Origin of the sequence: Vibrio sp. S457-15 (assembly GCF_000960545.1) — a bacterium.
Classification (GTDB): Bacteria; Pseudomonadota; Gammaproteobacteria; order Enterobacterales; family Vibrionaceae; genus Vibrio; species Vibrio parahaemolyticus.
In genome coordinates this window covers 45,269-70,134 of sequence record NZ_JYOQ01000006.1, presented here as the reverse complement: position 1 = coordinate 70,134, position 24,866 = coordinate 45,269, and the positions used below count along the sequence as shown (strand labels likewise).

Sequence of the window (24,866 nt, the reverse complement as noted above, 5' to 3'; positions counted from 1 at the left end):
ATATTCCTACCATTATAGGCGAAGCGCTAAAAACATTAAACCACGAACTTCAAAGGGTTAATAGAATCTTTTTGTAAATTGGAAATGGGTCGATTATATTACAGATCTGACCAGTTACAATTTTGTAACATGAGCTTAGAGAGGGCACGGACTGCAATGAATAAGCGACTCGCGAAGATTTATAAACCAGGGATTGTGAAGTTTGCGTTGAATGTATGGCCACCATTTTGGGGGGCCGGAATTAAAATCTTACATATTTCTGAAGACTTCCGAACGGTTAAAGTTCGTTTGAAACTTCGCTGGTGGAACAAAAATGCCAATCGTACACAGTATGGAGGCAGTATTTTTTCCTTAACAGATCCCATTTACTCTCTCATGTTGATGGGTATTCTACGTGAAGAGTATTACGTGTGGGATAAAGAGGCGAGCATCAACTTTATCAAGCCAGGACAAAGCGATTTGTTTGCTGAGTTTGAGATCACGGATGGTATGCTAGACGAGATCTATCAGATGACTCGAAACGGCGAAAAGTGCTTTCCTGAATTCATTACACATGTAAAAGACAAACAAGGGAATGTGGTATCTGAAGTTCAGCGCAAGTTATATGTGAGAAAGAAGCCTCAATATCGAGAAGAAGAGGCGGTAACGGAAGCGCCTTAATTTAATGTTATAAAAAAGACCTCCAATCGGAGGTCTTTTTTAATACTTACTTAGCCTTCTAGCTCAGCTAGGCACATTTCTTCGTAAATCTGCTTAACCCAGTTTTCGACGCGTTGGTCAGTCAACTCAGGTTGACGGTCTTCATCAATACACAGACCTACGAATTGGCTGTCGTCGCCTTCAACAAGTGCTTTTGAAGCTTCAAACTCGTAGCCTTCAGTTGAAGTATGACCAAGAATTGTGCCGCCTTTAGACTCAACGATGTCACGCACTGTACCCATCGCATCGCAGAAGTATTCTGCGTAGTCTTCTTGGTCGCCACAGCCGAAGATAGCCACTAGCTTAGTAGAGAAATCGATCTGCTCAAGTTCAGGGAAGAAATCATCCCAATCACATTGTGCTTCACCGTAGTACCAAGTAGGGATACCTAGAAGAAGAAGATCAAAGTTATCAATGTCTTCTTTGCTGCTTTTCGCGATGTCTTGAACGTGAACTAGATGTTTGCCTAGTTGCTTTTGAATCATCTTTGCAACGGCTTCAGTATTACCTGTGTCGCTACCGAAGAAGATACCTACACTTGCCATAGAGTCTATACCTTTACATTGTTTGTTATGGGCAATGGTACTGAGGGTTTAACCTAACCCCGAGCCTTCCCAAGTGAGCTGAATAATACCTTTTGCAATAAAGCCAGCACAGCCTAGGAAAAGGACTAACCATACAATACGACGACCAAAAACAGGTACATTGCCTTGCTTTAGCACATCTTTTATTGCCATCCCGATGAAAAAGAAGATAGCAGCAAAAAGAAGATCGAGCCCAATAGACTCGAGCATATCCATATAGTCGTAAAGCATTTTAGTCCTTCATGCCGAAAAATCTTGGGCGCACTATACCACTGTTACACAGTATTGTTAATGCACTACAAGGAGGGTTATTTCAATAATCTATTGTTGCTTTTCGAATTTGTTAACTCGAAATGTATTTCCGGATCACTCGCATCACTTCAGCAGGTTTTTCTGCGTGTAACCAATGGCCTGTGTTGGCAATAATGTGTGCTTTAGCTTGTTTGAATTGTCGTTGTACTGACGGTTGGTGCTCTGGCATTAAGTAGTCCGAATCTCCGCCTTTAATGAAGAGTGTCGGGATCTCGGTAGGAGCAATATCTTGCCAACCAATGATCTCAGCATAGTTACTTAATAAACTGTCGACGTTAAATCGCCAAGCCATATGGTCTTCATTTTTAAACAGAGATTTTGAGAGAAATTGTCTAACGCCATCCATCTCAATGTGTTGAGCTAAGATTTCTAACGTTTGTTGACGGTTCGCAGGTTTTTCTTTGATAACGGCCAGCAAACCATCAAATACGTTGTCGTGACGATTGGTCTGGTAAGCTACTGGAGCCATGTCCAATACGACCAACTGTTTCACAAGATTTGGTGCTATATCAGCGAGTTTCATCGCGACTTTACCGCCCATTGAATGGCCGACGATTATCGATGGCTCAACGTTTAAGTGCTGAAGAAGCGTCGCGACATCTTGTGCCATGTCAGTGTAGTTATGAGTATCAGAGTGGAAAGAGAGACCGTGATTGCGTAGGTCGATACTGATCACTGAGTGATCTTCAACAAGATCACGAGCCAATAGGCCCAGATTACTTAAACTACCAAACAATCCGTGAATCAAAACAACTGTTTGGCCTTGGCCTTCCTGCTTATAGTTGAGTAATGCTGACATTTTATCTTATTCGTGATGGGTTTAACGTGGAGTATCCGAAAGGATCTCGTTATAATCCCCCAGAGTTTAAACATTGAGAATGTGAAAAGCGAATGAAAACAATTGAGGTTGATGAGGATCTATACCGTTACATTGCTAGCCAAACTAAGCATATCGGTGAAAGCGCCTCGGATATTTTGCGACGCCTTTTAAACCTTGATGGTCAGTTGCAGGTAGCAGAATCGGCACCAGCAGTAGAGAAGCCACAAGGGATTGTAGTAAGTAAAGATGCGGGCAAAGCAGAATCTATTGATGTAGTGAAAGAGATGCGTTCGCTGCTAATTTCTGATGAGTTTGCCGGTCTAAAAAAAGCGATTGATCGCTTTATGTTAGTACTATCGACCTTACATAAGTTAAATCCAGAAGGCTTCGCACAAGCGACAAACGTAAAGGGACGCAAACGCGTTTACTTTGCAGACAATGAAGAAACCTTACTGGCCAATGGTAACACCACCAAGCCTAAAGCCATTCCAGGTACGCCGTTTTGGGTTATCACAAACAACAATACCAGTCGTAAGAGACAAATGGTTGAACAAGTGATGACGCACATGGAGTTCCAACCTGACTTGATAGAAAAAGTAACAGGTTCAATCTAAGAAACCTGATAGAAGCCTCATAATGCGTCGCAGTTAGCGGATATTATGAGGCTTTTTTGTAATTTTATTATTTTTAAAAGAAAGGATGTCAAACATGGCTATGCACCCTCGTGCTGGGCAAAAAGCGCAGCAGGAAGATCTCCATAATATTCCAGCGTTAGTTGCTAACTACTTCTTACTTCAGCCTGATGCTAATAATGCGGAACATAAGGTTCAATTCGGTACTTCTGGTCACCGTGGCACAGCAGACAAGCAAACTTTTAATGAAAACCACATTCTTGCTATCGCACAAGCAGTTGCAGAAGTACGTGCCAAGCAGGGGACTACAGGGCCGTTGTTTGTGGGCAAAGATACCCACGCGTTGTCAGAACCTGCGTTTTCAAGCGTAATCGAAGTTTTGATTGCGAATGGTGTAAAAGTCATCGTACAGCAGGATAATGGCTACACACCAACACCTGGCATTTCTCACGCTATCTTAACTTACAATCTAAAGCATGATGAGAAAGCGGATGGCATCGTTATCACACCGTCTCATAATCCACCACAAGATGGCGGTATTAAGTACAATCCAACACATGGCGGTCCAGCAGAAGCAGAATTAACTCAAGCGATTGAAGATCGTGCGAACGAGATCATTGCTGGTGGCCTAAAAGATGTGAAGCGTCTAGCGCTAGCAGAAGCGAAAGCATCTGAGCTATTCGTAGAGATGGATTTGGTGAAGCCTTACATCGATGACTTAGTAAATGTTATCGATATGGAAGCGATCCAGAAATCGAAGTTGAAAATTGGTGTGGATCCACTTGGTGGCAGCGGCATTGATTACTGGCGTCAAATCGGCCAAGCATACAACTTAGATCTGACCTTGGTCAGCGAAGCGATTGACCCATCATTCCAGTTCATGTCGCTTGATAAGGACGGCGTGGTTCGTATGGACTGTTCTTCTCCATACGCAATGGCTGGTCTGCTAGCCCTGAAAGATGAATACGATCTTGCGTTTGGTAATGATCCAGACTATGACCGTCATGGTATCGTGACGCCGAAAGGTTTGATGAACCCGAACCATTTCTTAGCGGTTTGTATCGACTACCTATACCGTCATCGTGATGCGTGGGGTACAGATGTTGCGGTTGGTAAGACGCTGGTTTCAAGTGCACTTATCGACCGAGTAGTAGCCGATTTGGGTCGTGAACTGTGTGAAGTGCCTGTCGGCTTCAAGTGGTTTGTCGATGGCCTTTACACTGGCAAGTTTGGTTTTGGTGGTGAAGAGAGCGCTGGTGCCTCTTTCCTACGTAAAGATGGAACACCATGGTCAACAGACAAAGACGGCATCTTACTATGTTTGTTAGCGGCAGAGATTACTGCGGTAACGGGTAAAAACCCACAAGAGTACTACGAAGAGCTTGCCGCTAAACACGGTGAGTCTAAGTACAATCGTATTCAAGCGGTAGCGAATGGACCTCAAAAAGATGTGTTGAAGAAACTGTCGCCAGAAATGGTTGCAGCAGAAACACTGGCAGGTGATCCGATTACGGCGCGTCTAACACACGCTCCTGGTAACGGTGCGGCGATTGGCGGATTGAAAGTGACGACTGAAAATGGTTGGTTTGCTGCTCGTCCATCGGGTACGGAAGACATCTACAAAATCTATTGTGAAAGCTTCAAGGGTGAAGAACACCTAAAACAAATTGAAGCTGAAGCACAAGAGATTGTGAATCAAGTATTTGCAGCTGCAGGTTTGTAATTAAACCTACTCTGACAAAAAGGCGACCAGATAGTCGCCTTTTTTACAACTCGTCGTTAACTCTCTATTTATGAGCCTTTGGATTTTGTGGCCAATTATCTGGCACGATAAACCAGAACTCGCCATCTGCTGTTTGTGCATGCTCAAATCGCTCCATTGGTTTTTCAATCGGCTGAGAAAAATCATCCGTACCGATAGCCCAGTGGGGTTTGCTTAAGTGGTAAAGCGGTTTATTGATCAAACTCCATTGGCTTTGATAACACCAATATCCACTGATTTGGCTTGGATTGAGAGCAAAACCTAAGCACTCTTTCGGCGGTACTTCATTAGAAAATGGATTGATGTAAAGTCGCCCTTGCATCAACAAGCGTTCCTTTGGAGACTGAACCAGAGGAAGCATTTTTCTAAATTCAGGCCTTTCGCTCATTTTCAATTGGTGGGAGAGCATTCTATCCAGTTTTGTATGCAATTGATCGTGCGCGTTTGGGCCATACCAAACACCTTCATGTAAAAGATAAAACTTAATCGCTACTTCCCAATGTTCTAGTTGGTCCAATGTTCTATTTTTGAGTATGAGATCTATCGCACCAATGGTTTTTCCGTCGCTATCGTTGAGTTGAATTTCTTCTGCAACAATTTCATATTGTTCTGAATTCGCAAGTGCAGCGGTACATAAATGCTGATACAAAAAACCCAGTCTCGGGTTCCCTTGGTACTCTTCAGATTCATCCAGAGGTTTAATCGATAAGTCTTCCAATGTAGCAAAAGGAGGGAGCAACTGAAAAAGAGGAGGAGAAGAGGTGATCCATTGATAAAGACGTTGCAGTTGATTCATCCTGATTCCTTAGTGATGTTGATAAAACCGCGAGCCTCGTTATTGTAACTAAATTTGGTTAGTAGAATAGGGTAGCTAGCATCAGTGTCATAGTTCGATATACACTTTGAGGTACTCGCTCGAAATTGGAAGTGATAATGAATAATTTACAGTTAGAAAAGATTCTCAACAGCAAACTCTCGCCCGAGTTAATTAAAGATTACGCGCCAAATGGATTACAGGTTGAAGGCTGTCCACAGATCAAGCGCGTTGTTACTGGAGTAACCGCTTCTCAAGCATTAATTGATAAAGCGATTGAACTCAGAGCCGATGCGTTATTGGTCCACCATGGTTATTTTTGGAAAGGGGAGCCCGAACCCATTCGCGGTATGAAAGGTAAGCGCATTCGTAGCCTAATTAAAAGTGACATTAATCTGTACGGCTACCATCTACCGCTTGACATTCATCCTGAACTTGGCAACAACGCAGAGCTTGCTCGTCTTCTTGATATTGAAATCGACGGTGGGTTAGAAGGGCATCCGCAGTCTGTTGCCCTATTTGGACGCTTGAAAAAACCGATGACTGGTTCTCAATTTGCGAGAAAGATCAACCAAGCACTTAATCGAGAGCCTCTACATATCGCTCCAGATAATGCGGAGAAAATGATCGAAACCGTTGGTTGGTGTACTGGCGGTGGACAAGATTTCATTGAACTTGCGGTTCAGCATGGATTAGATGCATTCATTTCTGGCGAAATTTCGGAGCGAACAACTTACACCGCTCGTGAGATGGACATCCACTATTTTGCTGCGGGTCACCATGCAACAGAGCGTTATGGCATCAAAGCACTTGGTAAGTGGTTAGCCGATGAATACGGTTTAGATGTCGAGTTTGTGGATATTGATAATCCAGTGTAGCGAGTATTTTTATCGTTAAAACTAAAAAAGGGTTGAGACTTACATCTCAACCCTTTTGTTTATCTGATAACTCTAGTAACGATTATTCTCGCTCATGAAGCGGCGAAAATTCACGTTGCGTTTCGCCTTTGTAAAGCTGACGTGGACGACCGATACGGTTTAGTGGGTCGCTGTGCATCTCGTTCCAGTGGGCAATCCAACCAATAGTACGAGAAATCGCGAAGATAACCGTAAACATTGATACAGGAATACCGATCGCTTTCAGAATGATACCTGAATAGAAATCTACGTTCGGGTACAGTTTCTTAGAAACAAAGTATTCGTCAGAAAGAGCGATACGCTCAAGTTCCATTGCTACATCCAGCAGAGGATCTTTAATGTTCAGCTCTTTTAGAACTTCGTGACATGTTTCACGCATTACGGTCGCTCGTGGATCGTAGTTCTTGTAAACACGGTGACCGAAGCCCATCAAACGGAATGGGTCATCTTTGTCTTTCGCACGTTCCACGTATTCTGGAATGTTATCCACGCTGCCGATTTCTTCTAGCATCTTCAGACATGCTTCGTTTGCGCCACCGTGAGCTGGGCCCCAAAGTGATGCGATACCAGCGGCAATACATGCGAATGGGTTTGCACCAGAAGAACCTGCTAAACGGACTGTTGATGTCGACGCGTTTTGCTCGTGATCTGCGTGAAGTGTGAAGATTTTATCCATCGCACGAGCAACAACAGGGTTCACTTCATACTCTTCACATGGGTTAGCAAACATCATGTGTAGGAAGTTTTCCGCGTAGCTCAAATCGTTGCGTGGGTAGATAAATGGCTGACCAACAGAGTATTTGAAACACATTGCAGCCAGAGTTGGCATTTTAGATAGCAGACGATAAGCCGCAATTTCGCGGTGCTCGTCGTTATTGATATCAAGTGAATCGTGGTAGAAGGCTGCAAGAGCACCAACCACACCACACATTACTGCCATGGGGTGAGCATCACGACGGAAGCCATGGAAGAAGCTTGCGATTTGCTCGTGTACCATTGTGTGACGAGTAACAGTCGTTTTGAATTGCTCGTATTGTTCTCGGGTAGGGGCTTCACCGTAAAGAAGGATGTAACATACTTCTAGGTAATCTGCGTTATTGGCTAATTGATCAATCGGGTAACCGCGGTGCAAAAGAATGCCTTTGCCGCCATCGATGTAAGTGATTGATGATTCACAAGATGCAGTGGCAAGAAAACCTGGGTCAAAAGTAAAGTAACCATTGGCTCCCAGTTTACGAACGTCAATTACAGGTGTACCTAGCGTACCGTCCATAATTGGCAGTTCGATTGGCGCTTGACCTTCAACATGAAGGGTCGCTTTCTTATCCGCCATAACAATCTCCTTTGTTTATTATTTAATCCGTCCAGGATGTTTATGTGCCATTTTTGTACTGTTGTTAAAGCTTAAAGTCAATTTTTCTCCATCTTTGTGTGCACTTGTTATGATTTTTCTCATGAAAATCGTTAAAAATCTGTTCTATGTAGCATAATTTGTTACACCAATTGTATTAGAATGTTGCTCGCCGTATATTGGCAAAGAAAATTTTAGTTAAATCCTTATAAATTCGGGGCTAGAAACAAAAGTGAGGTTTGTTTGTGGACTCCGGTTGTTAACAAAGTGTTTACAATTATCTCTGAGCTTATTGCGGTAATTTGTTAATCAAATGTTAACTTTTGTACGTTTGGAAGCTGAAATTGGTTATAACAATAAATGCTCAATGGAGCTGAGTGAGCAAGCCCGTGAAAGAAAGAAAGTCAAGACCTGTTAATTTAGATTTACAGACCATTCGCTTTCCTATCACAGCAATCGCATCGATCCTGCACCGTGTGTCTGGGGTAATTACGTTTGTTGCGGTGGGTATATTACTTTGGTTACTGTCCATTTCTCTGTCATCCCCTATGGGTTTTATGGAAGCTGCAGATATCGTTGATGGCTTCTTCGTAAAATTCATCCTGTGGGGTATCCTGACTGCACTTGCCTACCACATCGCTGGTGGTATTCGCCATTTGCTGATGGATCTAGGTCATTTTGAAGAACTAGATTCAGGCGTGATGAGCGCGAAAGTTGCCTTTGGTGCAACTGCAGTATTATCACTATTGGCGGGGATCTTAGTATGGTAAAACACGTATCTTCATTTGGTCGTAATGGTGTACACGATTTCCTACTGATTCGTGCAACAGCCATCATTATGACGCTATATACGATTTATCTGGTTAGCTTCTGTGCATTTTCAGATATCTCTTACGCATCATGGACCCAATTCTTTGGTGGTACTTTCACTAAAGTCTTCACCATGTTGGCGCTTGCATCTGTTCTGATTCATGCATGGATCGGTATGTGGCAAGTGTTCACCGACTACATTAAGTGCGCGAAACTTCGTGGAGCACTTCAACTTGGTGTGATTGCCGTTTTATTCGGTTATGTCTTCTCTGGTCTATTTATTCTGTGGGGTGCGTAAGTGTCTATTCCAGTTCGTGAGTTTGATGCCGTAGTAATCGGCGCTGGTGGTGCAGGTATGCGCGCTGCACTACAAATTTCGGAACAAGGCCTTTCTTGTGCTTTGTTGTCTAAAGTATTCCCAACCCGTTCTCATACTGTATCTGCTCAAGGCGGTATCACAGTTGCGCTTGGTAACTCGCATAAGGACGATTGGCAATGGCACATGTACGACACAGTAAAAGGTTCTGATTACATTGGTGACCAGAACGCGATTGAATACATGTGTAAAAATGGTCCTGAGTCAGTTATCGAGCTAGAAAAAATGGGTCTTCCATTCTCTCGTTTTGATAACGGTACCATCTACCAACGTCCATTCGGCGGTCAGTCAAAAGAGTTTGGTGGTGAGCAGGCGGCGCGCACAGCAGCTGCTGCAGACCGTACAGGTCACGCTCTTCTTCATACGCTTTACCAACAAAACGTCAAACATAAGACAACCATCTTTTCTGAATGGTACGCTTTGGATCTTGTGAAAAACCAAGATGGCGCAATCATGGGTTGTACTGCGATCTGTATGGAAACGGGTGAAATCTGTTACTTCAAATCGAAAGCAACAATTCTAGCTACTGGTGGTGCAGGTCGTATTTACGCATCGACAACTAACGCGCACATCAACACGGGTGATGGCGTTGGTATGGCACTTCGTGCAGGTGTTCCAATGCAAGACATGGAAATGTGGCAGTTCCACCCAACGGGTATTGCTGGCGCGGGTGTTCTTGTGACAGAAGGCTGTCGTGGTGAAGGTGGTTACCTTCTAAACAAAGACGGCGAACGCTTTATGGAACGTTACGCTCCAAACGCGAAAGACCTTGCTGGTCGCGACGTTGTTGCTCGCTCTATGATGATTGAAATCCGTGAAGGCCGCGGTTGTGATGGCCCTTGGGGTCCACATATCAAGTTGAAACTTGATCACCTTGGCAAAGAAGTACTTGAATCACGTCTGCCAGGTATCTGTGAACTGTCTCGTACATTCGCACACGTTGATCCAGTGAAAGAACCAATTCCAGTAATTCCAACTTGTCACTACATGATGGGTGGTGTTCCGACTCAAGTTTCTGGTCAAGCGATTAAGCAACTTGCGGATGGCAGCGAAGCGGAAGTTCAAGGTCTATACGCTTGTGGTGAAATTGCTTCTGTATCTGTACACGGTGCAAACCGTCTAGGTGGTAACTCACTACTAGACTTGGTGGTATTTGGTCGTGCAACAGGCCTACACCTAGGTGAGACTCTTGCTGCTCAAGTTGAAGCTCGCCCTGCAACTGAATCAGACATCGAAGCTTCTCTAGCGCGCACTATGCGTTGGGAAAATAGCACTGGTGGCGAAGATCCAGTACAAATCCGTAAAGACCTACAACGCTGTATGCAAAACAGTTTCTCGGTATTCCGCGAAGGTGATGCAATGGCGACGGGCCTAGAAGAGTTGAAGGTAATTCGTGAACGTCTGAAAGATGCTCATTTAGCCGACAAATCTTCTGAGTTCAACACGCAACGTATTGAGTGTCTAGAACTAGATAACCTGATGGAAACCGCGTTCTCAACAGCAGTTGCAGCAAACTACCGTACAGAAAGCCGTGGTGCTCATGCTCGCTTCGACTTCCCTGAGCGTGATGATGAGAACTGGCTATGCCACTCTATCTACAACCCGGAAACCGAAGCGATGACTAAGCGTGATGTAAACATGACGCCAGTACACCGTGACGCGTTCCCACCGAAAGTACGTACATACTAAGGGAGGATATGATTATGAAACTGAACTTCTCTTTGTACCGTTACAACCCGGACGTAGATACTAAGCCTTACATGAAAGAGTACACACTTGACGTAGACGAAGGCTCAGACATGATGGTGCTTGATGCATTGATTCTGCTAAAAGAGCAAGATCCAAGCATCGCATTCCGTCGTTCTTGTCGTGAAGGTGTGTGTGGTTCTGATGGTTTGAACATGAACGGCAAAAATGGTCTGGCATGTATCACTCCATTATCGGCTCTACAAGGTGACAAGATCGTCATTCGTCCTCTACCGGGTCTACCTGTAGTGCGCGATCTTATCGTTGACATGACGCAGTTCTATGATAACTATGCGAAAGTTAAGCCTTTCTTAATTGATGACGGTGCTCTACCGCCATCACGCGAGAACCTGCAATCTCCAGATGAGCGTGCGCATTTAGATGGATTGTACGAATGTATCATGTGTGCATGTTGTACAACTTCTTGTCCGTCATTCTGGTGGAACCCAGATAAGTTTATTGGCCCTGCAGGCCTACTTGCGGCTTACCGCTGGTTGATTGATAGCCGAGATACGGCAACAGATGAACGTTTGTCTGATCTTGATGATGCATTTAGCGTTTTTCGTTGCCATGGCATCATGAATTGTGTAAGTGTTTGTCCTAAGGGACTAAATCCGACGAAAGCCATCGGTCACATTAAGTCGATGCTGGTGAATCGCTCGGTTTAATTACTCGCAAGCCATAAAGTTGCAGTAAAGTGAGCACGCAACGTACTGACTTTGCTGCAGCCTTCAAGCACGAGTAAAAGGATACTAAAATTGCCGGCTATTTCGGTCGGCTTTTATTAGCTCGGCGTAAGACCGAAGCAAACGTGAAAACTACTGGTTAAGGGAAAATATGCACAACGGCGTGATGAAGGCATGGCTCGAGTCTTCACACTTGGCTGGCGCCAATGCAACGTATGTAGAGGACCTCTACGAACTGTATCTAAGTGATCCCGATCTGGTAAGTGAGGAGTGGAAACGTGTTTTTGAGGGCTTGCCTAAGCCATCAGAAGAAGTGGCAGAACAGCCGCATTCACGTGTCCGTGACTACTTCCGACGACTCGCTAGAGAAACAAAGCATTACAATGTCCAAGTTAGTGATCCAGATGTCGATGCAAAACAAGTAAAAGTTCTACAGCTTATCAACGCATACCGCTTCCGCGGACACGAGGCTGCAGAATTGGATCCACTAGGTCTGTGGCAACGTCCACCTGTGGCGGAGCTAGACCCAGCATTTCATAATCTTACCGAAGACGACTTCGAAGAAACTTTCAACGTAGGTTCTTTTGCTGTTGGGCAAGAAACCATGAAGTTGAAAGACATCTACGCAGCCCTCAAGAAAACTTACTGCGGTTCCATCGGTGCTGAATACATGCACATGACTGACACAGAGCAAAAGCGTTGGATCCAACAACGTCTTGAGTCTGTCGTAGGCCAGCCATCATTCAACCAAGATGAAAAACGCACGTTCCTTGAAGAGTTGACTGCAGCGGAAGGCCTTGAGCGTTATTTAGGCGCAAAATTCCCTGGTGCGAAGCGATTCTCTCTAGAAGGTGGTGATGCGCTTATCCCAATGACGAAAGAACTGATTCGTCATGCGGGTAAGAGTGGCATGCGTGAAGTGGTTATTGGTATGGCTCACCGTGGTCGTTTGAACATGCTGGTGAACGTACTGGGTAAGAAACCACAAGATCTATTTGATGAGTTCGCGGGTAAGCACGATGAAACGTGGGGTACCGGTGACGTTAAATACCACCAAGGTTTCTCTGCAGACTTCGCAACTCCTGGTGGCGATGTTCACTTAGCGCTTGCGTTTAACCCATCTCACTTAGAAATCGTAAACCCAGTGGTTATCGGTTCAGTGCGTGCACGTCAAGACCGTTTGGGTGACAACCACGGCAGCAAAGTTCTTCCTATCACTATTCATGGTGACTCTGCGATTGCTGGCCAAGGTGTAGTGGCTGAAACGTTCAACATGTCTCTTGCTCGTGGTTTCTGCGTTGGCGGTACGGTTCGTATTGTTGTAAACAACCAGGTTGGCTTTACAACGTCTAACCCGCGTGACACTCGATCAACCATGTATTGTACTGACATCGCTAAGATGGTTCAGGCGCCGATTTTCCACGTTAACGCCGATGATCCAGAAGCGGTTGCTTTTGTTACTCGCATTGCATTGGATTACCGCAACGAGTTCAAACGTGATGTCGTGATTGATTTGGTTTGTTACCGTCGTCATGGTCACAACGAAGCGGATGAACCGAACGCGACTCAGCCGTTGATGTACCAAAAAATCAAAAAGCACCCAACTCCTCGTAAACTGTACGCCGATGTTCTGATTGATAAGAATGAGTCGGATATTGAAACTGCAACGCAGTTGGTGAACGAGTATCGTGATGCACTTGACCGCGGTGAAGTCGTGGTGAAAGAGTGGCGTCCGATGGCATTGCATTCTGTAGACTGGTCTCCTTACTTGGGACACGAGTGGGATATGCAATGGGAATCGACCTACGATAAGCAACGCCTTGTCGAGCTAGGTAATCGTTTATGTCAGTACCCGGAAAGCCACAAGCTGCAAAGCCGAGTAAACAAGCTGTACAACGATCGCTTAGCAATGATGACAGGTGAGAAGGCTATTGACTGGGGGATGGCTGAAACATTGGCTTACGCGACATTGGTAGACGATGGTAAGCGTATCCGTATTTCTGGTCAGGACTCAGGTCGTGGTACTTTCTTCCATCGTCACTCAGTTCTTCACAACCAATCAGATGCAAGCACTTACATCCCGCTAGCGAATATCCATGACAAGCAGGGGCCTTTCCAAGTTTTTGACTCTGTGTTGTCGGAAGAAGCTGTTCTTGCATTTGAGTACGGTTATGCAACAGCTGAACCTGGCGGTTTGACCATTTGGGAAGCGCAGTTTGGTGACTTCGCTAACGGCGCACAAGTGGTTATTGACCAATTCATTTCGTCTGGTGAGCAAAAGTGGGGACGTTTGTGCGGCCTGACGATGCTTCTGCCTCATGGTTACGAAGGCCAAGGTCCGGAGCACTCATCTGCTCGTCTAGAGCGTTACCTTCAATTGTGTGCTGAGCAAAACATGCAGGTCGTTGTTCCGTCAACGCCAGCTCAGGTGTACCACATGATTCGTCGTCAAGTAGTACGCCCAATGCGTCGACCATTGATTGTAATGTCTCCTAAATCATTGCTTCGTCATCCTCTTTGTACTTCGACTCTAGAAGACCTTGCAGAAGGTACGTTCCAAGCAGCGATCCCTGAAGTGGATAACTTGGAGCCAAGCAAAGTAAAACGCGTCGTGTTCTGTTCGGGTAAGGTGTATTTCGACCTTCTTGAGCAGCGTCGCAACAACGAGCAAGAAGACGTAGCAATCGTGCGTATTGAGCAGCTTTACCCATTCCCAATGGAAGAAGTACAAGCGGCTATTGCTCAATACACTAACGTTGAAGACTTCGTGTGGTGTCAGGAAGAGCCTCAGAACCAAGGTGCTTGGTACTGTAGTCAACATAACTTCCGTGCCGCTATTCCTGCAGGTGCAGATCTTAAATACGCAGGTCGCCCAGCTTCTGCTTCGCCAGCAGTTGGCTACATGTCGGTGCACTTGAAACAACAAAAAGCGTTGGTTGAAGACGCTCTGAACGTGAACTCAAAAACTTCGGACTAAGAACTAGAAGTTAAAGGAAGAAACAGATATGACAATTGAAATTCTGGTTCCAGATTTACCTGAATCAGTTGCTGATGCAACCGTGGCGACATGGCACAAACAACCAGGCGACACCGTAGAGCGTGATGAAGTTCTGGTTGATATTGAAACTGACAAAGTTGTACTAGAAGTGCCAGCTCCGGAAGCCGGTGTTTTAGAAGCCATTCTTGAAGTAGAAGGTGCAACGGTACTTTCAAAGCAACTTCTTGCTAAATTGAAAGCCGGCGCTGTTGCGGGCGAGCCAACCGCAGACAAAACAGAAGCAACGGAAGCTTCTCCAGATAAGCGTCACAAAGCGACACTGACTGAAGAAAGCAATGATGCACTTAGCCCTGCCGTTCGTCGTTTACTTGCGGAACATGGTCTAGAAGCACACCAAGTTAAAGGTACTGGTGTTGGCGGTCGTATTACTCGTGAAGATATCGAAGCGCATCTAGCAAACGCTAAAGCGGCTCCAAAAGCTGATGCTCCAGCAGTTGAAGCTCCAGCAACCGCTCGTAGTGAGAAGCGTGTGCCAATGACTCGCCTACGTAAGACGGTTGCAAACCGCCTGTTGGAAGCGAAAAATAGCACCGCAATGCTAACGACGTTTAACGAAGTGAACATGAAGCCAATCATGGATCTTCGTAAGCAATACAAAGACCAGTTCGAAGAGCGTCACGGTATTCGTCTTGGCTTCATGTCTTTCTATGTGAAAGCAGTGACTGAAGCACTAAAACGTTACCCAGAAGTAAATGCATCAATCGATGGTGATGACATCGTTTACCACAACTACTTTGACATTAGCATGGCGGTATCAACGCCACGAGGTCTAGTAACTCCAGTGCTAAAAGACTGCGACAAGCTTGGCTTTGCAGATGTTGAAAAAGGCATCAAAGAGCTAGCGATCAAAGGTCGTGATGGCAAGTTAACAGTAGATGAGTTGATGGGTGGTAACTTCACTATCACTAACGGTGGTGTGTTCGGTTCTCTAATGTCTACGCCTATCATCAACCCACCGCAATCGGCAATCCTTGGTATGCATAAAATCCAAGAACGCCCGATGGCTGTGAACGGTAAAGTTGAAATCCTACCGATGATGTACCTAGCGCTATCTTACGACCACCGTTTGATCGATGGCCGTGAGTCAGTTGGCTTCCTAGTAACGATTAAAGAGCTACTAGAAGATCCAGCGCGTCTCCTATTAGACGTTTAATATCGCTAAAACGTCTAGTTACCTAGGGTGGCTAGACGTTGAAAATTTCAATGGCTAGACTAGCTCAACGTCTGGCCTTCATTTGAATCACTCAGTGATTTACTTGAGAAGACCCTACAGACGTACAAGCAGCCAAGACTGCAGCGTTATGGAAATAATAAATCCCTCAAGGGAAAAACAAACGGAATATCGAAATGAATTTGCATGAATACCAAGCCAAACAGCTGTTTGCAGAATTCGGTTTGCCTGTGCCAGAAGGCTACGCATGTGATACACCACAAGAAGCGTTTGAAGCAGCAGGCCGTATCAGCACAGCAAAGAAAGTAGTCAAGTGTCAGGTTCACGCTGGTGGTCGCGGTAAAGCGGGTGGCGTAGAGCTTCACGACACTAAAGAAGGTGTAAAAGAGTTTGCGCAAAAGTGGCTAGGTAAAAATCTAGTAACTTACCAAACAGATGCAAATGGTCAGCCAGTTACAAAAATCCTTGTTGAAGAAGCGTCAAACATTGCCAACGAACTTTACTTAGGTGCGGTAGTTGACCGTGCTAGCCGTAAGATCGTTTTCATGGCTTCTACAGAAGGCGGTGTGGAAATCGAAAAAGTTGCGGAAGAAACTCCGGAGCTAATCCACAAAGCAGCCATCGATCCACTAGTCGGCCCTCAAGCTTACCAAGGTCGTGAGCTTGCGTTCAAACTTGGTCTTGAAGGTGACCAAATCAAACAATTCGTTAAGATCTTTATGGGTCTTGGCACTATGTTCTCTCAGTACGACCTTGCTCTACTAGAGATCAACCCGCTTGTGATTACTGCTGAAGGCAACCTGCTATGTCTTGACGGTAAGATCAACATCGACTCAAACGCACTTTACCGTCAGCCTAAGCTACGTGAAATGCACGATCCATCACAAGAAGATGAGCGTGAAGCGCACGCAGCTCAGTGGGAACTGAACTACGTAGCACTAGATGGCAACGTTGGCTGTATGGTTAACGGTGCTGGCCTAGCAATGGGTACGATGGATATCGTAAACCTACATGGCGGCAAACCAGCGAATTTCCTAGACGTAGGTGGCGGCGCAACTAAAGAACGCGTTGCTGAAGCATTCAAGATCATCCTATCTGATGACAATGTGAAAGCGGTACTCGTAAACATCTTCGGTGGTATCGTTCGTTGTGACATGATCGCAGAAGGTATTATCGGTGCAGTTAAAGAGGTAGGTGTAAACGTACCTGTTGTTGTTCGTCTAGAAGGTACTAACGCAGACCTAGGTCGCGAAGTGCTTGCTAATTCTGATGTTGATATCATTGCTGCTGAGTCGCTAACGGATGCTGCTCAGAAAGTTGTTGCTGCTGCGGAGGCTAAATAATGTCTGTATTAATTAACAAAGACACTAAAGTAATCTGTCAGGGTTTCACTGGTGGTCAAGGTACTTTCCACTCAGAGCAAGCTATCGCATACGGTACGCAAATGGTTGGTGGTGTGTCTCCAGGTAAAGGTGGCCAAACTCACCTAGGTCTACCTGTATTCAACACAGTACGCGAAGCAGTAGAAGCGACTGGTGCAACTGCAACAGTAATTTACGTTCCAGCACCTTTCTGTAAAGATGCAATCCTAGAAGCGATTGATGCGGGTATCGAGCTAATCGTAACCATCACTGAAGGTATTCCTACAACAGATATGATCGACGTGAAAGTGAAGCTAGAAGAAACTGGCGTTCGCATGATCGGTCCTAACTGTCCGGGTGTTATTACTCCAGATGAGTGTAAGATCGGTATCATGCCTGGTCACATCCACAAGAAAGGTAAAGTAGGTATCGTATCTCGCTCTGGTACTTTAACTTACGAAGCTGTTAAACAAACTACAGATGAAGGCTTCGGTCAGTCTACGTGTGTTGGTATCGGTGGTGACCCAATCCCAGGTTCAAACTTCATTGATATCCTAAAACTGTTCCAAGAAGACCCAGAAACTGAAGCGATCGTAATGATCGGTGAAATCGGTGGCACAGCAGAAGAAGAAGCGGCGGAGTTCATTAAAGAAAACGTAACTAAGCCAGTTGTTTCTTACATCGCTGGTGTAACTGCACCTCCAGGTAAACGTATGGGCCACGCTGGTGCGATTATCTCAGGTGGTAAAGGTACTGCAGAAGACAAATTTGCTGCACTAGAAGCGGCAGGCGTTAAGACAGTTAAGTCTCTAGCAGACATCGGTCAAGGTCTACGTGAAGTAACTGGTTGGTAATTTCTGACTCGTAAAATAAAAAAGCCTGGCATTGCCGGGCTTTTTTGTATCTGATCTTGTATTGATTTTGTATGTAACCAGCAATAGCACTGAGAATTCTTAATCACCAGATCCGTTTGCTTAACTTGTGCTTATAACTAAGCTTTCCGCTGAATCAGTTGGCTCAGCATAAACAAAGAAGTCGCACTGATCACCACTGACGGGCCTGCTGGTGTGTCGAAGTGCCAAGACAGACTCAGTCCCATTAGAACTGAAATCGCACCTATGATGGATGCGAAGAATGCCATTTGTTCTGGTGTAGAAGACAACTTACGCGCTGTTGCTGCTGGGATGATCAGTAGTGAAGTCATGATAAGGGCACCGACAAACTTCATACCTACCGCAATCACTACGCCCACCATCAGCATCAAGACCAGACGAATTAAATCTGTGTTCACACCTTCTACAGCGGCTAGCTCTTCGCTGACGGTACTTGATAATAACGGTCGCCAGAATATGTACAAACATGCACTAACGGCAATTACGCCGGCATAAATAAACATCAAATCTTCTGGTGATACAGCTAATAAATCACCAAATAGGTAACTCATTAGATCGACACGAACATTGTCCAAAAAGCTTACTGACACCAAACCGATAGACAAAGAGCTGTGAGCCAGAATTCCGAGTAGGGTATCTGTGGCCACCAGTTGCTGCCTTTGCAGTGTTACAAGGAGTACCGCTAATGCTAAACAGCAGACTAGCAGCGCAAGATAGAGGTTAACGTTCAGTAAGAACCCGAGAGCGAGCCCCATTAACGATGCATGGGCAAGAGTGTCACCGAAGTAGGCCATTTTGCGCCATACAACGAAAGACCCAAGTGGACCTGCGATGATTGCAATACCAATACCAGCGAGAATAGAAGGTAGAAGAAACTCAATCATGGTGATGATGTCCGTGGCTATGGTTAGAGCACGAGGTAGCGTCGCCCGATACTGGAGAGCCAGACAAATCGTGATGGTGATGCTCGTGGTCGTGATGATAAAACGCGAGTGATTCTCTCGCTGCGTTACCAAACAATGCTATGTAAGAAGGATGCTGAGTGATCGTTGCTGGTGATCCCGAACAACAAACGTGGTGGTGCAAACAAATTACATCGTCTGTTTTTGCCATGACCAAATGCAAATCATGAGATACCATAAACACAGCGCAATCGAAGCGGTGACGGATGCTTTCAATCAAATCGTATAGATCGATTTGTCCCTGAACATCAACACCTTGAGCTGGTTCATCAAGAACCAACAAGTCAGGGCGTTGTAGCAGCGCGCGGGCAAGTAGGACGCGTTGGTTTTCACCACCGGAAAGGCGGTGCATGTTGCTCTGAATTAAGTGCTCTGCACCAACTAGTCTTAATGCATCAAGGCATTCTTGTTTGCTGTACTTTCCTGCTAAATTTAAGAAACGGATAACGTTTAGCGGCAAAGAGTCGTTGAGTTTCAGTTTCTGAGGCACATAACCAATTTTTAGCTTTTTAGCTTTAACCAATTTTCCGCTAGTCGGCTTTTGAAGCCCTAAAATGACTTTAACTAACGTGGATTTTCCCGCTCCGTTGGGACCGATTAGGGTTGTGATTTTGCCCTTTTCTAATTCCATGCTGATGTTATCGAGAACTCTGCGATCATCGAACTCGACGCACAATCGTTCAAGACTGACTAATGAAGACATGAATGAAACTCATTTGCAAAACTATAATGTTATAATGTAACATTATCGCACTTTCTACGCCATATCCCAAGTAAAACTATGAAAAGAGCTTTAATTCTTGCTGTTTCAGCCATGTTAACCTTGCCAGCGCAGGCGATAACAGTACTTACAAGCATTAAACCGATCCAACTGATGGTGACTGAACTGACGGAAGGCGTCACTACTCCTGAAGTGCTAGTTCAGTCAAACGCATCACCACACGATTATTCGCTGCGACCTTCTGATGTAAAAAAAGTCGCGTCTGCGGATTTGGTGATTTGGTATGGTCATGATTTGGAACCGTTTCTTGAAAAAGTCGTATCAAATAGATCTAGTACACTGACGCTAAGCGAAATACCAAATCTAGCGCTTCGTGAGTTTGATAGAGAGCATTCGCATGATCACGACGGTCATAACCACGGTAGCCACGACCCGCACTTTTGGTTGGGTATTAAACCGGTTAAACAGGTCGCCCAAGCTGTTGTGAACAAATTGGCGGAAATCGATCCAGCTAATGCGAAAACGTACAGCAACAATCTTGTTCAATTTGAAGAACAGCTTGCGGCTAAAGATAAGGAAATAGAGCAGCAGTTAGCACCAGTGAAGAACCAAGGATACTTCGTTTTCCATGATGCGTACGGTTATTTTGAAGAGCGTTACCAGTTAAATAATCTAGGACACTTTACGGTGACTCCCGACCGAAAGCCGGGAGCCAAGACGCTAATTCAGATCAGAAAAAACCTAGGCTCAGGTAACGTGGCTTGTGTGTTTTCTGAGCCTCAATTTACACCAGCCGTTGTCGAGAGTGTGATGCGTGGCAGCGATGTCGACAAAGGCGAGCTTGACCCATTAGGCAGTACGATCAAGGTGGAGCCAGGCAGTTACTTTAACTTGTTAGGCAACATGGCTGACAGCTTTGAGCAATGTTTGGCTAAATAAGGGTAATTAGTTGTAGTTTTGCGGATGAAATGTCTCTTTTACGTGATCTAGCAGTAAGAATTACAACCTTTGGCAAGACGAACCTTTTCTATAAAAGGAATTGAGATATCATTATCAATAATTAGCGGCTCAAAATAACCCTACTCACAAGAGCTACGGAAGGCCTATAGGGAGTTGAGTTGATATAAATTGATATATAAGGTTTTCGTCTTGCTTCGCCAACTTGTCCTGATTTTCTGGGGACTCTTCATATCATCTCAAGCATTTGCGCTGAACAACGCAAATGCCATCTTTTACCCTTTGCCTACTCAGGTTAAGGGCACTTTTATTGCTGCGAAAAAATTGTTCTTGGGCGAGCAAGGTGGGCTATGGATTCATGATGTACATGGCCGCGTTCTTTTTTATGACGGCCAGAATGTTCTGCCAAAATCAGGCAGTTTTTTGCAAACGACTGCAAAGCAGCTTGCGTATCATCAAGGGTCATTCTGGACCTTTGTCGAAAATGAGGTTTATCAGACCTACCCAAACAAAGAAAGGCAGTTGGTCTTTAGCCTTAACCCCGGGGCGCAAATTAGAAAAATAGGTTCATCAGGTGATTATATTTGGGTCAGTGATGGCGCACATTTTTATACCTACAACATCAAAACCAATGAACTTGATTCATTTTCACTGCTTCAACTTTATCAACATAGCAATAATAGTTATGTGTACATCAATGATGCGATTCTGATCGAAACCAAATGGGCGTTGGCTACAACATCTGGTGTCTATCTCTCTGAAGGTAATAAATTTGATCATGTGATTTCGTCGGGCCAAAACTACATTGAAAAAGTGTACTACTCGCATACGAGACGCGAGATATTGGTCGGCACCTTAAAAGGCGCGTTGATCTTCAATATTTACGAGCCGAACAAAGAGATCGTCAAAATTGGCGGCTCCCACGTACTGACGTTTTCAGAGACCAATCAAGAGTATTGGGTTGGTACTGAGCACGGTTTGTATCTCTACTCGTTTTTAACTGGTGAAGTTACTGAAGTTGAGCCTGCGAGCTTCTTAGAGTTAGAGCTCGATAGCACTAAAATTTATTCCTTACTTAGCGACAACATGGGCGGAATGTGGATTGCGACCAACCAAGGTATTCGTTATTACTCTTTGTTCAGCAAAAAATTTGAGCGAGTCACTTTTAGTAGCTATGACTCGCAAACCTTATCTGGTCGCATCAGACAAACGGTAACAGGGCCAGATGGTGTGCTTTGGTTTGCCGATGACCGCAAACTGTATCGTTCTGGCGCGGAAGGGATTGTAAAAGTCTTAGAATTAGATTCTCAGATTAACGAATTTGCGTTCCAACGAGGCATGTTATGGCTTGCCACTTCAAAAGGCTTGGAGATATTCCAATTGGAGGGGCTGAAAAAGGTTAGCTTCCCTTATTTACAAGTGATGGCTGGGCATGCTGTTGAACATATTGCTCTCGACGACACAAACCGTTTGTGGGTATCCAGCGGTTACCAACTTTACAACGTTGATATCGACAAGCAATCCGTCAGAAACTTTGGTAGTGAATGGATCGTGAGTCAGTATTTACCAGCTAAAGTGACGCGCTTATATGATACCGAAGATAAGCTTTTTATTGGTACGGACCACGGCATTTATGAATACGATGATGAACGTATTCGTTTCAATCGTTTCTCGGAAAAATATGGCGAGTCGCTAGATATAGTGACAGCGGCGGATGGCTCTCAGTGGTTTGCCTCTTCCTATGGGTTGTTTAAAACAGTGGCTGGTGGCGAAGCCAAGCAAGTCTTGGAGATGAGTGTTGCGAATGCTCGTCCGGCGTGTTTGATTAGTGATGCGAAAGGTGTGTGGCTCGCATCTTCTGTTGGGGTGAGTTACTACCGATTGTCCGGTGAGTTAGTTAAACACTATTCATCTGCATCGGGCTTGATTAATAATGAGTTTATTCCTGGGATATGTAGCGTAGTGAAACGCACAGAAGATGGTGAACGTGAACTTGTTTTAGGCTCAAAATATGGATTAGTTAAAGCGGAGGCTTCAAAACTATTGGTGTCAAACCCGCCAGAATCCCGCTTTATTGTTAGCCAAGTGATGCTTGAAAACGATGTAATCCAAGTGGGGAGTTCCGACCTTGATGGGATTAAGCTGCCTTATGGTTCTTCGCTGAGTTTTCTCTTTGGCATCATGCCTAAACCGGATAGCCAGAACCTGTACTACCGCTTAAACGAAGACGATCGATGGCAGACCTTAGAAGGGGGACAGTTAACCTTAGAGCACCTTAACTCTGGGGAATATCACCTTCAAGTGAGTAACGAGTCACAGGTAACGGCGGGCGTTGTTGGCTTAGAGTCTCGTTTTGAAGTGCTCAAACCATGGTATCTATCCCAGCTTGCGATATTAGGCTTTTTCGTCTCAATTTCTACGCTTATCGGTCTTATCATGTACTGGCGATCACGATATGTTATGCAAGCAAACCGAGAGCTTGCTGCTCAGGTCACTCTAAAGACCAACCAGCTAAGGCATCAAAGCCGCGTATTATTGACGAGTAACCAACAGTTAAGAAAGCAAATTCAGGTTAGAAATCTATTAGTTGACCATGTTGCTCAGTCTATAAAAACCAGCGTCGATTATATCTCGTCAAAATTGCCAGTGGAGAGAGATTCCATCACACAGGATCACGTATCAAAAACTTACTGGCAGCTGAATGAGCTTAAAAGTGCTCCAGGTGATGCGAGTAACGGCAGTCAAAACTACAACCTAAGCCAAATTACGCAATCTGTGGTGGATGTGTGGCGAGACGATTTTGCCAAAGCGGGGATCTCTGTGGAGTTAGAGGATGAGAACAAGTCTAGCCGTATTGCTCTAGAGAGTTTCAATCTGGATGTTATCTTTAACAATATCTTTGCCAACATCATCAAGCGCTCTTTCCGAGGTCAAGCCGTTAAAGTGATGCTAGAAGAGGGACGGGACATTGTCTCACTCAGCTTTTTGGATTACGGAACGCAATTGCCAAATAAACTTTCTCTAAGTCGCCCTGCGAATAACAATGTGGACTTGAGTATCGACAATCTTTCGCAACTGGTTACGGTGAGTGGAGGGCACTTAGCGGTGTTCACTTCTGATGCGCAGAATAAAATTGAGATTACTTGGCCGATGGCAAAAGAGTTGAGCCATGTTGAGGAAGTTTTACCAGAATTTGTGCCAGAAAACATCGCCGAAGAAAAAGCCAGTCCAGAGAATGAGTGGCTACAAAAGGTTTATCAGTTAGTTGCTGAGCATTACCATGACCCTGATTTTGGTACTGCGACAGCGGCTAAGATGTTATTTATGTCTGAACGTAGTTTACAACGCCGCTTTAAGTCGGCCTCGTCAAGAACGTTAAAAGATTATTTAACGGAGGTACGGTTAGAAACTGCTTGTGAACAGTTACTCGCAGGTGAAAAAATCAGTGAAGTGGCTTTCAATTGCGGTTTCAATGATCCCTCTTACTTCAGCCAGAAGTTCAAGTTGCACTTTGGTTTACCTCCATCAAAGTTCGCGCTGGAACAAGACAGTCACGCAAATTAGCCTTCAATCTTTCGAACATCGTTAGTAGTTACAACACGGATGTTATCTAAGTCACCTCCTCTCGTTTAACGGCGTGATTCGTTCTGATACCGCAACTAAACCATTCTAGTCGCCTCGGGCTACGCAGCGTTCTGTTTTTTTGAGTTGTTCTGAGTAAGTAAAGCATCTGTACTTTCTTATGTAGTTCGCAGCAATAAAGAGCTGCAATGCCTTTGTGTGTTGTTAGGCAAGAGTTTTTTGCCTAATTTATGCGTTGTGATAGGTAAGTGAAACAGCAATGTACAACGTTGTAGCAATTTGTTTTCGCCAAACAGCACATATAAATAGGATATAGAAAGCTTAACTAAAGTGCTTCTAGTTACAGGAGGTTGGTTGTTAAAGGTTTAAATCGGGAGTAGAAAAGAAGTGAAAAAAAATATCGTGGTATAGCCGGGGGGACTATACCACGGGTGTCAATGACACCTTCGCTTGCTGCCGGAGTGACATGTTGCCATGCCACCTCTGGAATTCTTTTAAGAGGTTGCCCTCTCGATGGAATAACTATACGAGACCTCACTTATTTTTCTTATAAAAATAACGACAGGTTGATATGAGAAAAGCGACAATGTTGATTTTTTATTTTAAGTCATTAATTTTAAATCAGAATATTTATTCTGCTTAGGCGGTGTTA

General features: G+C 44.7%; 21 protein-coding genes. 14 read left to right on the top strand and 7 right to left on the bottom strand.

All coding sequences use genetic code 11. From position 1 onward, the window contains the following. The first annotated feature begins 156 nt into the window (after positions 1-156). Positions 157-660 (top strand): DUF4442 domain-containing protein, encoded by a 504-nt coding sequence (locus UF05_RS02345; RefSeq protein WP_021453870.1) that lies wholly within the window; start codon positions 157-159, stop codon positions 658-660. A 50-nt stretch (positions 661-710) separates the two neighbouring features. Here UF05_RS02345 and fldA read toward each other — a convergent pair whose 3' ends face one another. The 3 genes from fldA to UF05_RS02330 form a co-directional block, all read right to left on the bottom strand. After that, on the bottom strand, positions 711-1,244 hold the full coding sequence (fldA, locus tag UF05_RS02340; protein WP_005489824.1) for a flavodoxin FldA: 534 nt from the start codon (positions 1,242-1,244) through the stop codon (positions 711-713). A 48-nt stretch (positions 1,245-1,292) separates the two neighbouring features. After that, on the bottom strand, positions 1,293-1,514 hold the full coding sequence (locus UF05_RS02335; protein ID WP_005461613.1) for a DUF2788 domain-containing protein: 222 nt from the start codon (positions 1,512-1,514) through the stop codon (positions 1,293-1,295). A gap of 112 nt (positions 1,515-1,626) precedes the next feature. Continuing rightward, complete coding sequence (locus UF05_RS02330) at positions 1,627-2,394, bottom strand: alpha/beta fold hydrolase (RefSeq protein WP_005496087.1); 768 nt, start codon at positions 2,392-2,394, stop codon at positions 1,627-1,629. A gap of 92 nt (positions 2,395-2,486) precedes the next feature. Between UF05_RS02330 and seqA the strand changes: the two genes are divergently transcribed. Both seqA and pgm read left to right on the top strand, forming a co-directional pair. Then, positions 2,487-3,029, top strand: a complete 543-nt coding sequence (gene seqA / locus UF05_RS02325; RefSeq protein WP_005489857.1) for a replication initiation negative regulator SeqA — start codon at positions 2,487-2,489, stop codon at positions 3,027-3,029. Between the two features lie 94 nt (positions 3,030-3,123). After that, on the top strand, positions 3,124-4,770 hold the full coding sequence (gene pgm / locus UF05_RS02320) for a phosphoglucomutase (alpha-D-glucose-1,6-bisphosphate-dependent) (RefSeq protein ID WP_020840247.1): 1,647 nt from the start codon (positions 3,124-3,126) through the stop codon (positions 4,768-4,770). Between the two features lie 64 nt (positions 4,771-4,834). On the opposite strand, the gene UF05_RS02315 is transcribed toward pgm, so the two are convergent. Continuing rightward, positions 4,835-5,605: a DUF1853 family protein gene (locus tag UF05_RS02315; protein ID WP_045546195.1), complete on the bottom strand. Its 771-nt coding sequence runs from the start codon at positions 5,603-5,605 to the stop codon at positions 4,835-4,837. 137 nt (positions 5,606-5,742) lie between these two features. Between UF05_RS02315 and UF05_RS02310 the strand changes: the two genes are divergently transcribed. Further along, positions 5,743-6,501: a Nif3-like dinuclear metal center hexameric protein gene (locus tag UF05_RS02310; RefSeq protein ID WP_045546194.1), complete on the top strand. Its 759-nt coding sequence runs from the start codon at positions 5,743-5,745 to the stop codon at positions 6,499-6,501. Positions 6,502-6,583: 82 nt separating this feature from the next. On the opposite strand, the gene UF05_RS02305 is transcribed toward UF05_RS02310, so the two are convergent. After that, on the bottom strand, positions 6,584-7,873 hold the full coding sequence (locus UF05_RS02305) for a citrate synthase (protein WP_005455487.1): 1,290 nt from the start codon (positions 7,871-7,873) through the stop codon (positions 6,584-6,586). A gap of 395 nt (positions 7,874-8,268) precedes the next feature. Here UF05_RS02305 and sdhC point away from each other — a divergent pair, with 395 nt between their 5' ends. The 8 genes from sdhC to sucD all read left to right on the top strand — a co-directional run bounded on the left by sdhC (position 8,269) and on the right by sucD (position 17,953). Continuing rightward, a complete protein-coding gene (gene sdhC / locus UF05_RS02300) occupies positions 8,269-8,661 on the top strand; it encodes a succinate dehydrogenase cytochrome b556 subunit (protein ID WP_045546193.1) in 393 nt (130 codons plus the stop codon). Further along, positions 8,655-8,999, top strand: coding sequence for a succinate dehydrogenase, hydrophobic membrane anchor protein (gene sdhD, locus UF05_RS02295; RefSeq protein ID WP_005455480.1), 345 nt, complete (start codon positions 8,655-8,657; stop codon positions 8,997-8,999). The genes sdhC and sdhD overlap by 7 nt, the downstream gene beginning before the upstream one ends. After that, complete coding sequence (gene sdhA / locus UF05_RS02290; RefSeq protein ID WP_005455465.1) at positions 9,000-10,766, top strand: succinate dehydrogenase flavoprotein subunit; 1,767 nt, start codon at positions 9,000-9,002, stop codon at positions 10,764-10,766. A gap of 14 nt (positions 10,767-10,780) precedes the next feature. After that, positions 10,781-11,491, top strand: coding sequence for a succinate dehydrogenase iron-sulfur subunit (locus UF05_RS02285; protein ID WP_020840249.1), 711 nt, complete (start codon positions 10,781-10,783; stop codon positions 11,489-11,491). 169 nt (positions 11,492-11,660) lie between these two features. Continuing rightward, positions 11,661-14,486, top strand: a complete 2,826-nt coding sequence (gene sucA, locus UF05_RS02280; protein WP_005496076.1) for a 2-oxoglutarate dehydrogenase E1 component — start codon at positions 11,661-11,663, stop codon at positions 14,484-14,486. Positions 14,487-14,514: 28 nt separating this feature from the next. Further along, the gene (gene odhB, locus UF05_RS02275; protein ID WP_005455502.1) at positions 14,515-15,720 is read left to right on the top strand and encodes a 2-oxoglutarate dehydrogenase complex dihydrolipoyllysine-residue succinyltransferase; all 1,206 of its coding nucleotides are present in this window, start codon (positions 14,515-14,517) and stop codon (positions 15,718-15,720) included. 194 nt (positions 15,721-15,914) lie between these two features. Continuing rightward, positions 15,915-17,081, top strand: coding sequence for an ADP-forming succinate--CoA ligase subunit beta (gene sucC / locus UF05_RS02270; RefSeq protein WP_005496074.1), 1,167 nt, complete (start codon positions 15,915-15,917; stop codon positions 17,079-17,081). Continuing rightward, complete coding sequence (sucD, locus tag UF05_RS02265) at positions 17,081-17,953, top strand: succinate--CoA ligase subunit alpha (RefSeq protein WP_020840251.1); 873 nt, start codon at positions 17,081-17,083, stop codon at positions 17,951-17,953. The genes sucC and sucD overlap by 1 nt, the downstream gene beginning before the upstream one ends. Positions 17,954-18,090: 137 nt before the next feature. On the opposite strand, the gene znuB is transcribed toward sucD, so the two are convergent. Both znuB and znuC read right to left on the bottom strand, forming a co-directional pair. Further along, entirely contained in the window at positions 18,091-18,876 is a 786-nt protein-coding gene (gene znuB, locus UF05_RS02260) for a zinc ABC transporter permease subunit ZnuB (protein WP_005455500.1), read from the bottom strand. Continuing rightward, entirely contained in the window at positions 18,869-19,657 is a 789-nt protein-coding gene (gene znuC, locus UF05_RS02255) for a zinc ABC transporter ATP-binding protein ZnuC (RefSeq protein WP_025794906.1), read from the bottom strand. Before znuC ends, znuB begins: the two co-directional genes overlap by 8 nt. Before the next feature lie 78 nt (positions 19,658-19,735). Here znuC and znuA point away from each other — a divergent pair, with 78 nt between their 5' ends. Further along, positions 19,736-20,614: a zinc ABC transporter substrate-binding protein ZnuA gene (znuA, locus tag UF05_RS02250; protein WP_045546192.1), complete on the top strand. Its 879-nt coding sequence runs from the start codon at positions 19,736-19,738 to the stop codon at positions 20,612-20,614. A 210-nt stretch (positions 20,615-20,824) separates the two neighbouring features. Continuing rightward, the gene (locus tag UF05_RS02245) at positions 20,825-24,196 is read left to right on the top strand and encodes an AraC family transcriptional regulator (RefSeq protein WP_045546191.1); all 3,372 of its coding nucleotides are present in this window, start codon (positions 20,825-20,827) and stop codon (positions 24,194-24,196) included. Positions 24,197-24,866: the final 670 nt, after the last annotated feature.

What these genes read in the sequence shown, in the direction of transcription:
- seqA (WP_005489857.1), top strand. Translation starts at nt 2,487, where the DNA reads ATGAAAACAATTGAGGTTGATGAGGATCTATACCGTTACATTGCTAGC.
- sucA (WP_005496076.1), top strand. Translation starts at nt 11,661, where the DNA reads ATGCACAACGGCGTGATGAAGGCATGGCTCGAGTCTTCACACTTGGCT.
- UF05_RS02305 (WP_005455487.1), bottom strand. Translation starts at nt 7,873, where the DNA reads ATGGCGGATAAGAAAGCGACCCTTCATGTTGAAGGTCAAGCGCCAATC.
- znuB (WP_005455500.1), bottom strand. Translation starts at nt 18,876, where the DNA reads ATGATTGAGTTTCTTCTACCTTCTATTCTCGCTGGTATTGGTATTGCA.
- UF05_RS02330 (WP_005496087.1), bottom strand. Translation starts at nt 2,394, where the DNA reads ATGTCAGCATTACTCAACTATAAGCAGGAAGGCCAAGGCCAAACAGTT.
- UF05_RS02285 (WP_020840249.1), top strand. Translation starts at nt 10,781, where the DNA reads ATGAAACTGAACTTCTCTTTGTACCGTTACAACCCGGACGTAGATACT.
- odhB (WP_005455502.1), top strand. Translation starts at nt 14,515, where the DNA reads ATGACAATTGAAATTCTGGTTCCAGATTTACCTGAATCAGTTGCTGAT.
- sucD (WP_020840251.1), top strand. Translation starts at nt 17,081, where the DNA reads ATGTCTGTATTAATTAACAAAGACACTAAAGTAATCTGTCAGGGTTTC.
- UF05_RS02345 (WP_021453870.1), top strand. Translation starts at nt 157, where the DNA reads ATGAATAAGCGACTCGCGAAGATTTATAAACCAGGGATTGTGAAGTTT.
- UF05_RS02310 (WP_045546194.1), top strand. Translation starts at nt 5,743, where the DNA reads ATGAATAATTTACAGTTAGAAAAGATTCTCAACAGCAAACTCTCGCCC.
- znuA (WP_045546192.1), top strand. Translation starts at nt 19,736, where the DNA reads ATGAAAAGAGCTTTAATTCTTGCTGTTTCAGCCATGTTAACCTTGCCA.
- sucC (WP_005496074.1), top strand. Translation starts at nt 15,915, where the DNA reads ATGAATTTGCATGAATACCAAGCCAAACAGCTGTTTGCAGAATTCGGT.
- pgm (WP_020840247.1), top strand. Translation starts at nt 3,124, where the DNA reads ATGGCTATGCACCCTCGTGCTGGGCAAAAAGCGCAGCAGGAAGATCTC.
- fldA (WP_005489824.1), bottom strand. Translation starts at nt 1,244, where the DNA reads ATGGCAAGTGTAGGTATCTTCTTCGGTAGCGACACAGGTAATACTGAA.
- UF05_RS02315 (WP_045546195.1), bottom strand. Translation starts at nt 5,605, where the DNA reads ATGAATCAACTGCAACGTCTTTATCAATGGATCACCTCTTCTCCTCCT.
- znuC (WP_025794906.1), bottom strand. Translation starts at nt 19,657, where the DNA reads ATGTCTTCATTAGTCAGTCTTGAACGATTGTGCGTCGAGTTCGATGAT.
- UF05_RS02335 (WP_005461613.1), bottom strand. Translation starts at nt 1,514, where the DNA reads ATGCTTTACGACTATATGGATATGCTCGAGTCTATTGGGCTCGATCTT.
- sdhD (WP_005455480.1), top strand. Translation starts at nt 8,655, where the DNA reads ATGGTAAAACACGTATCTTCATTTGGTCGTAATGGTGTACACGATTTC.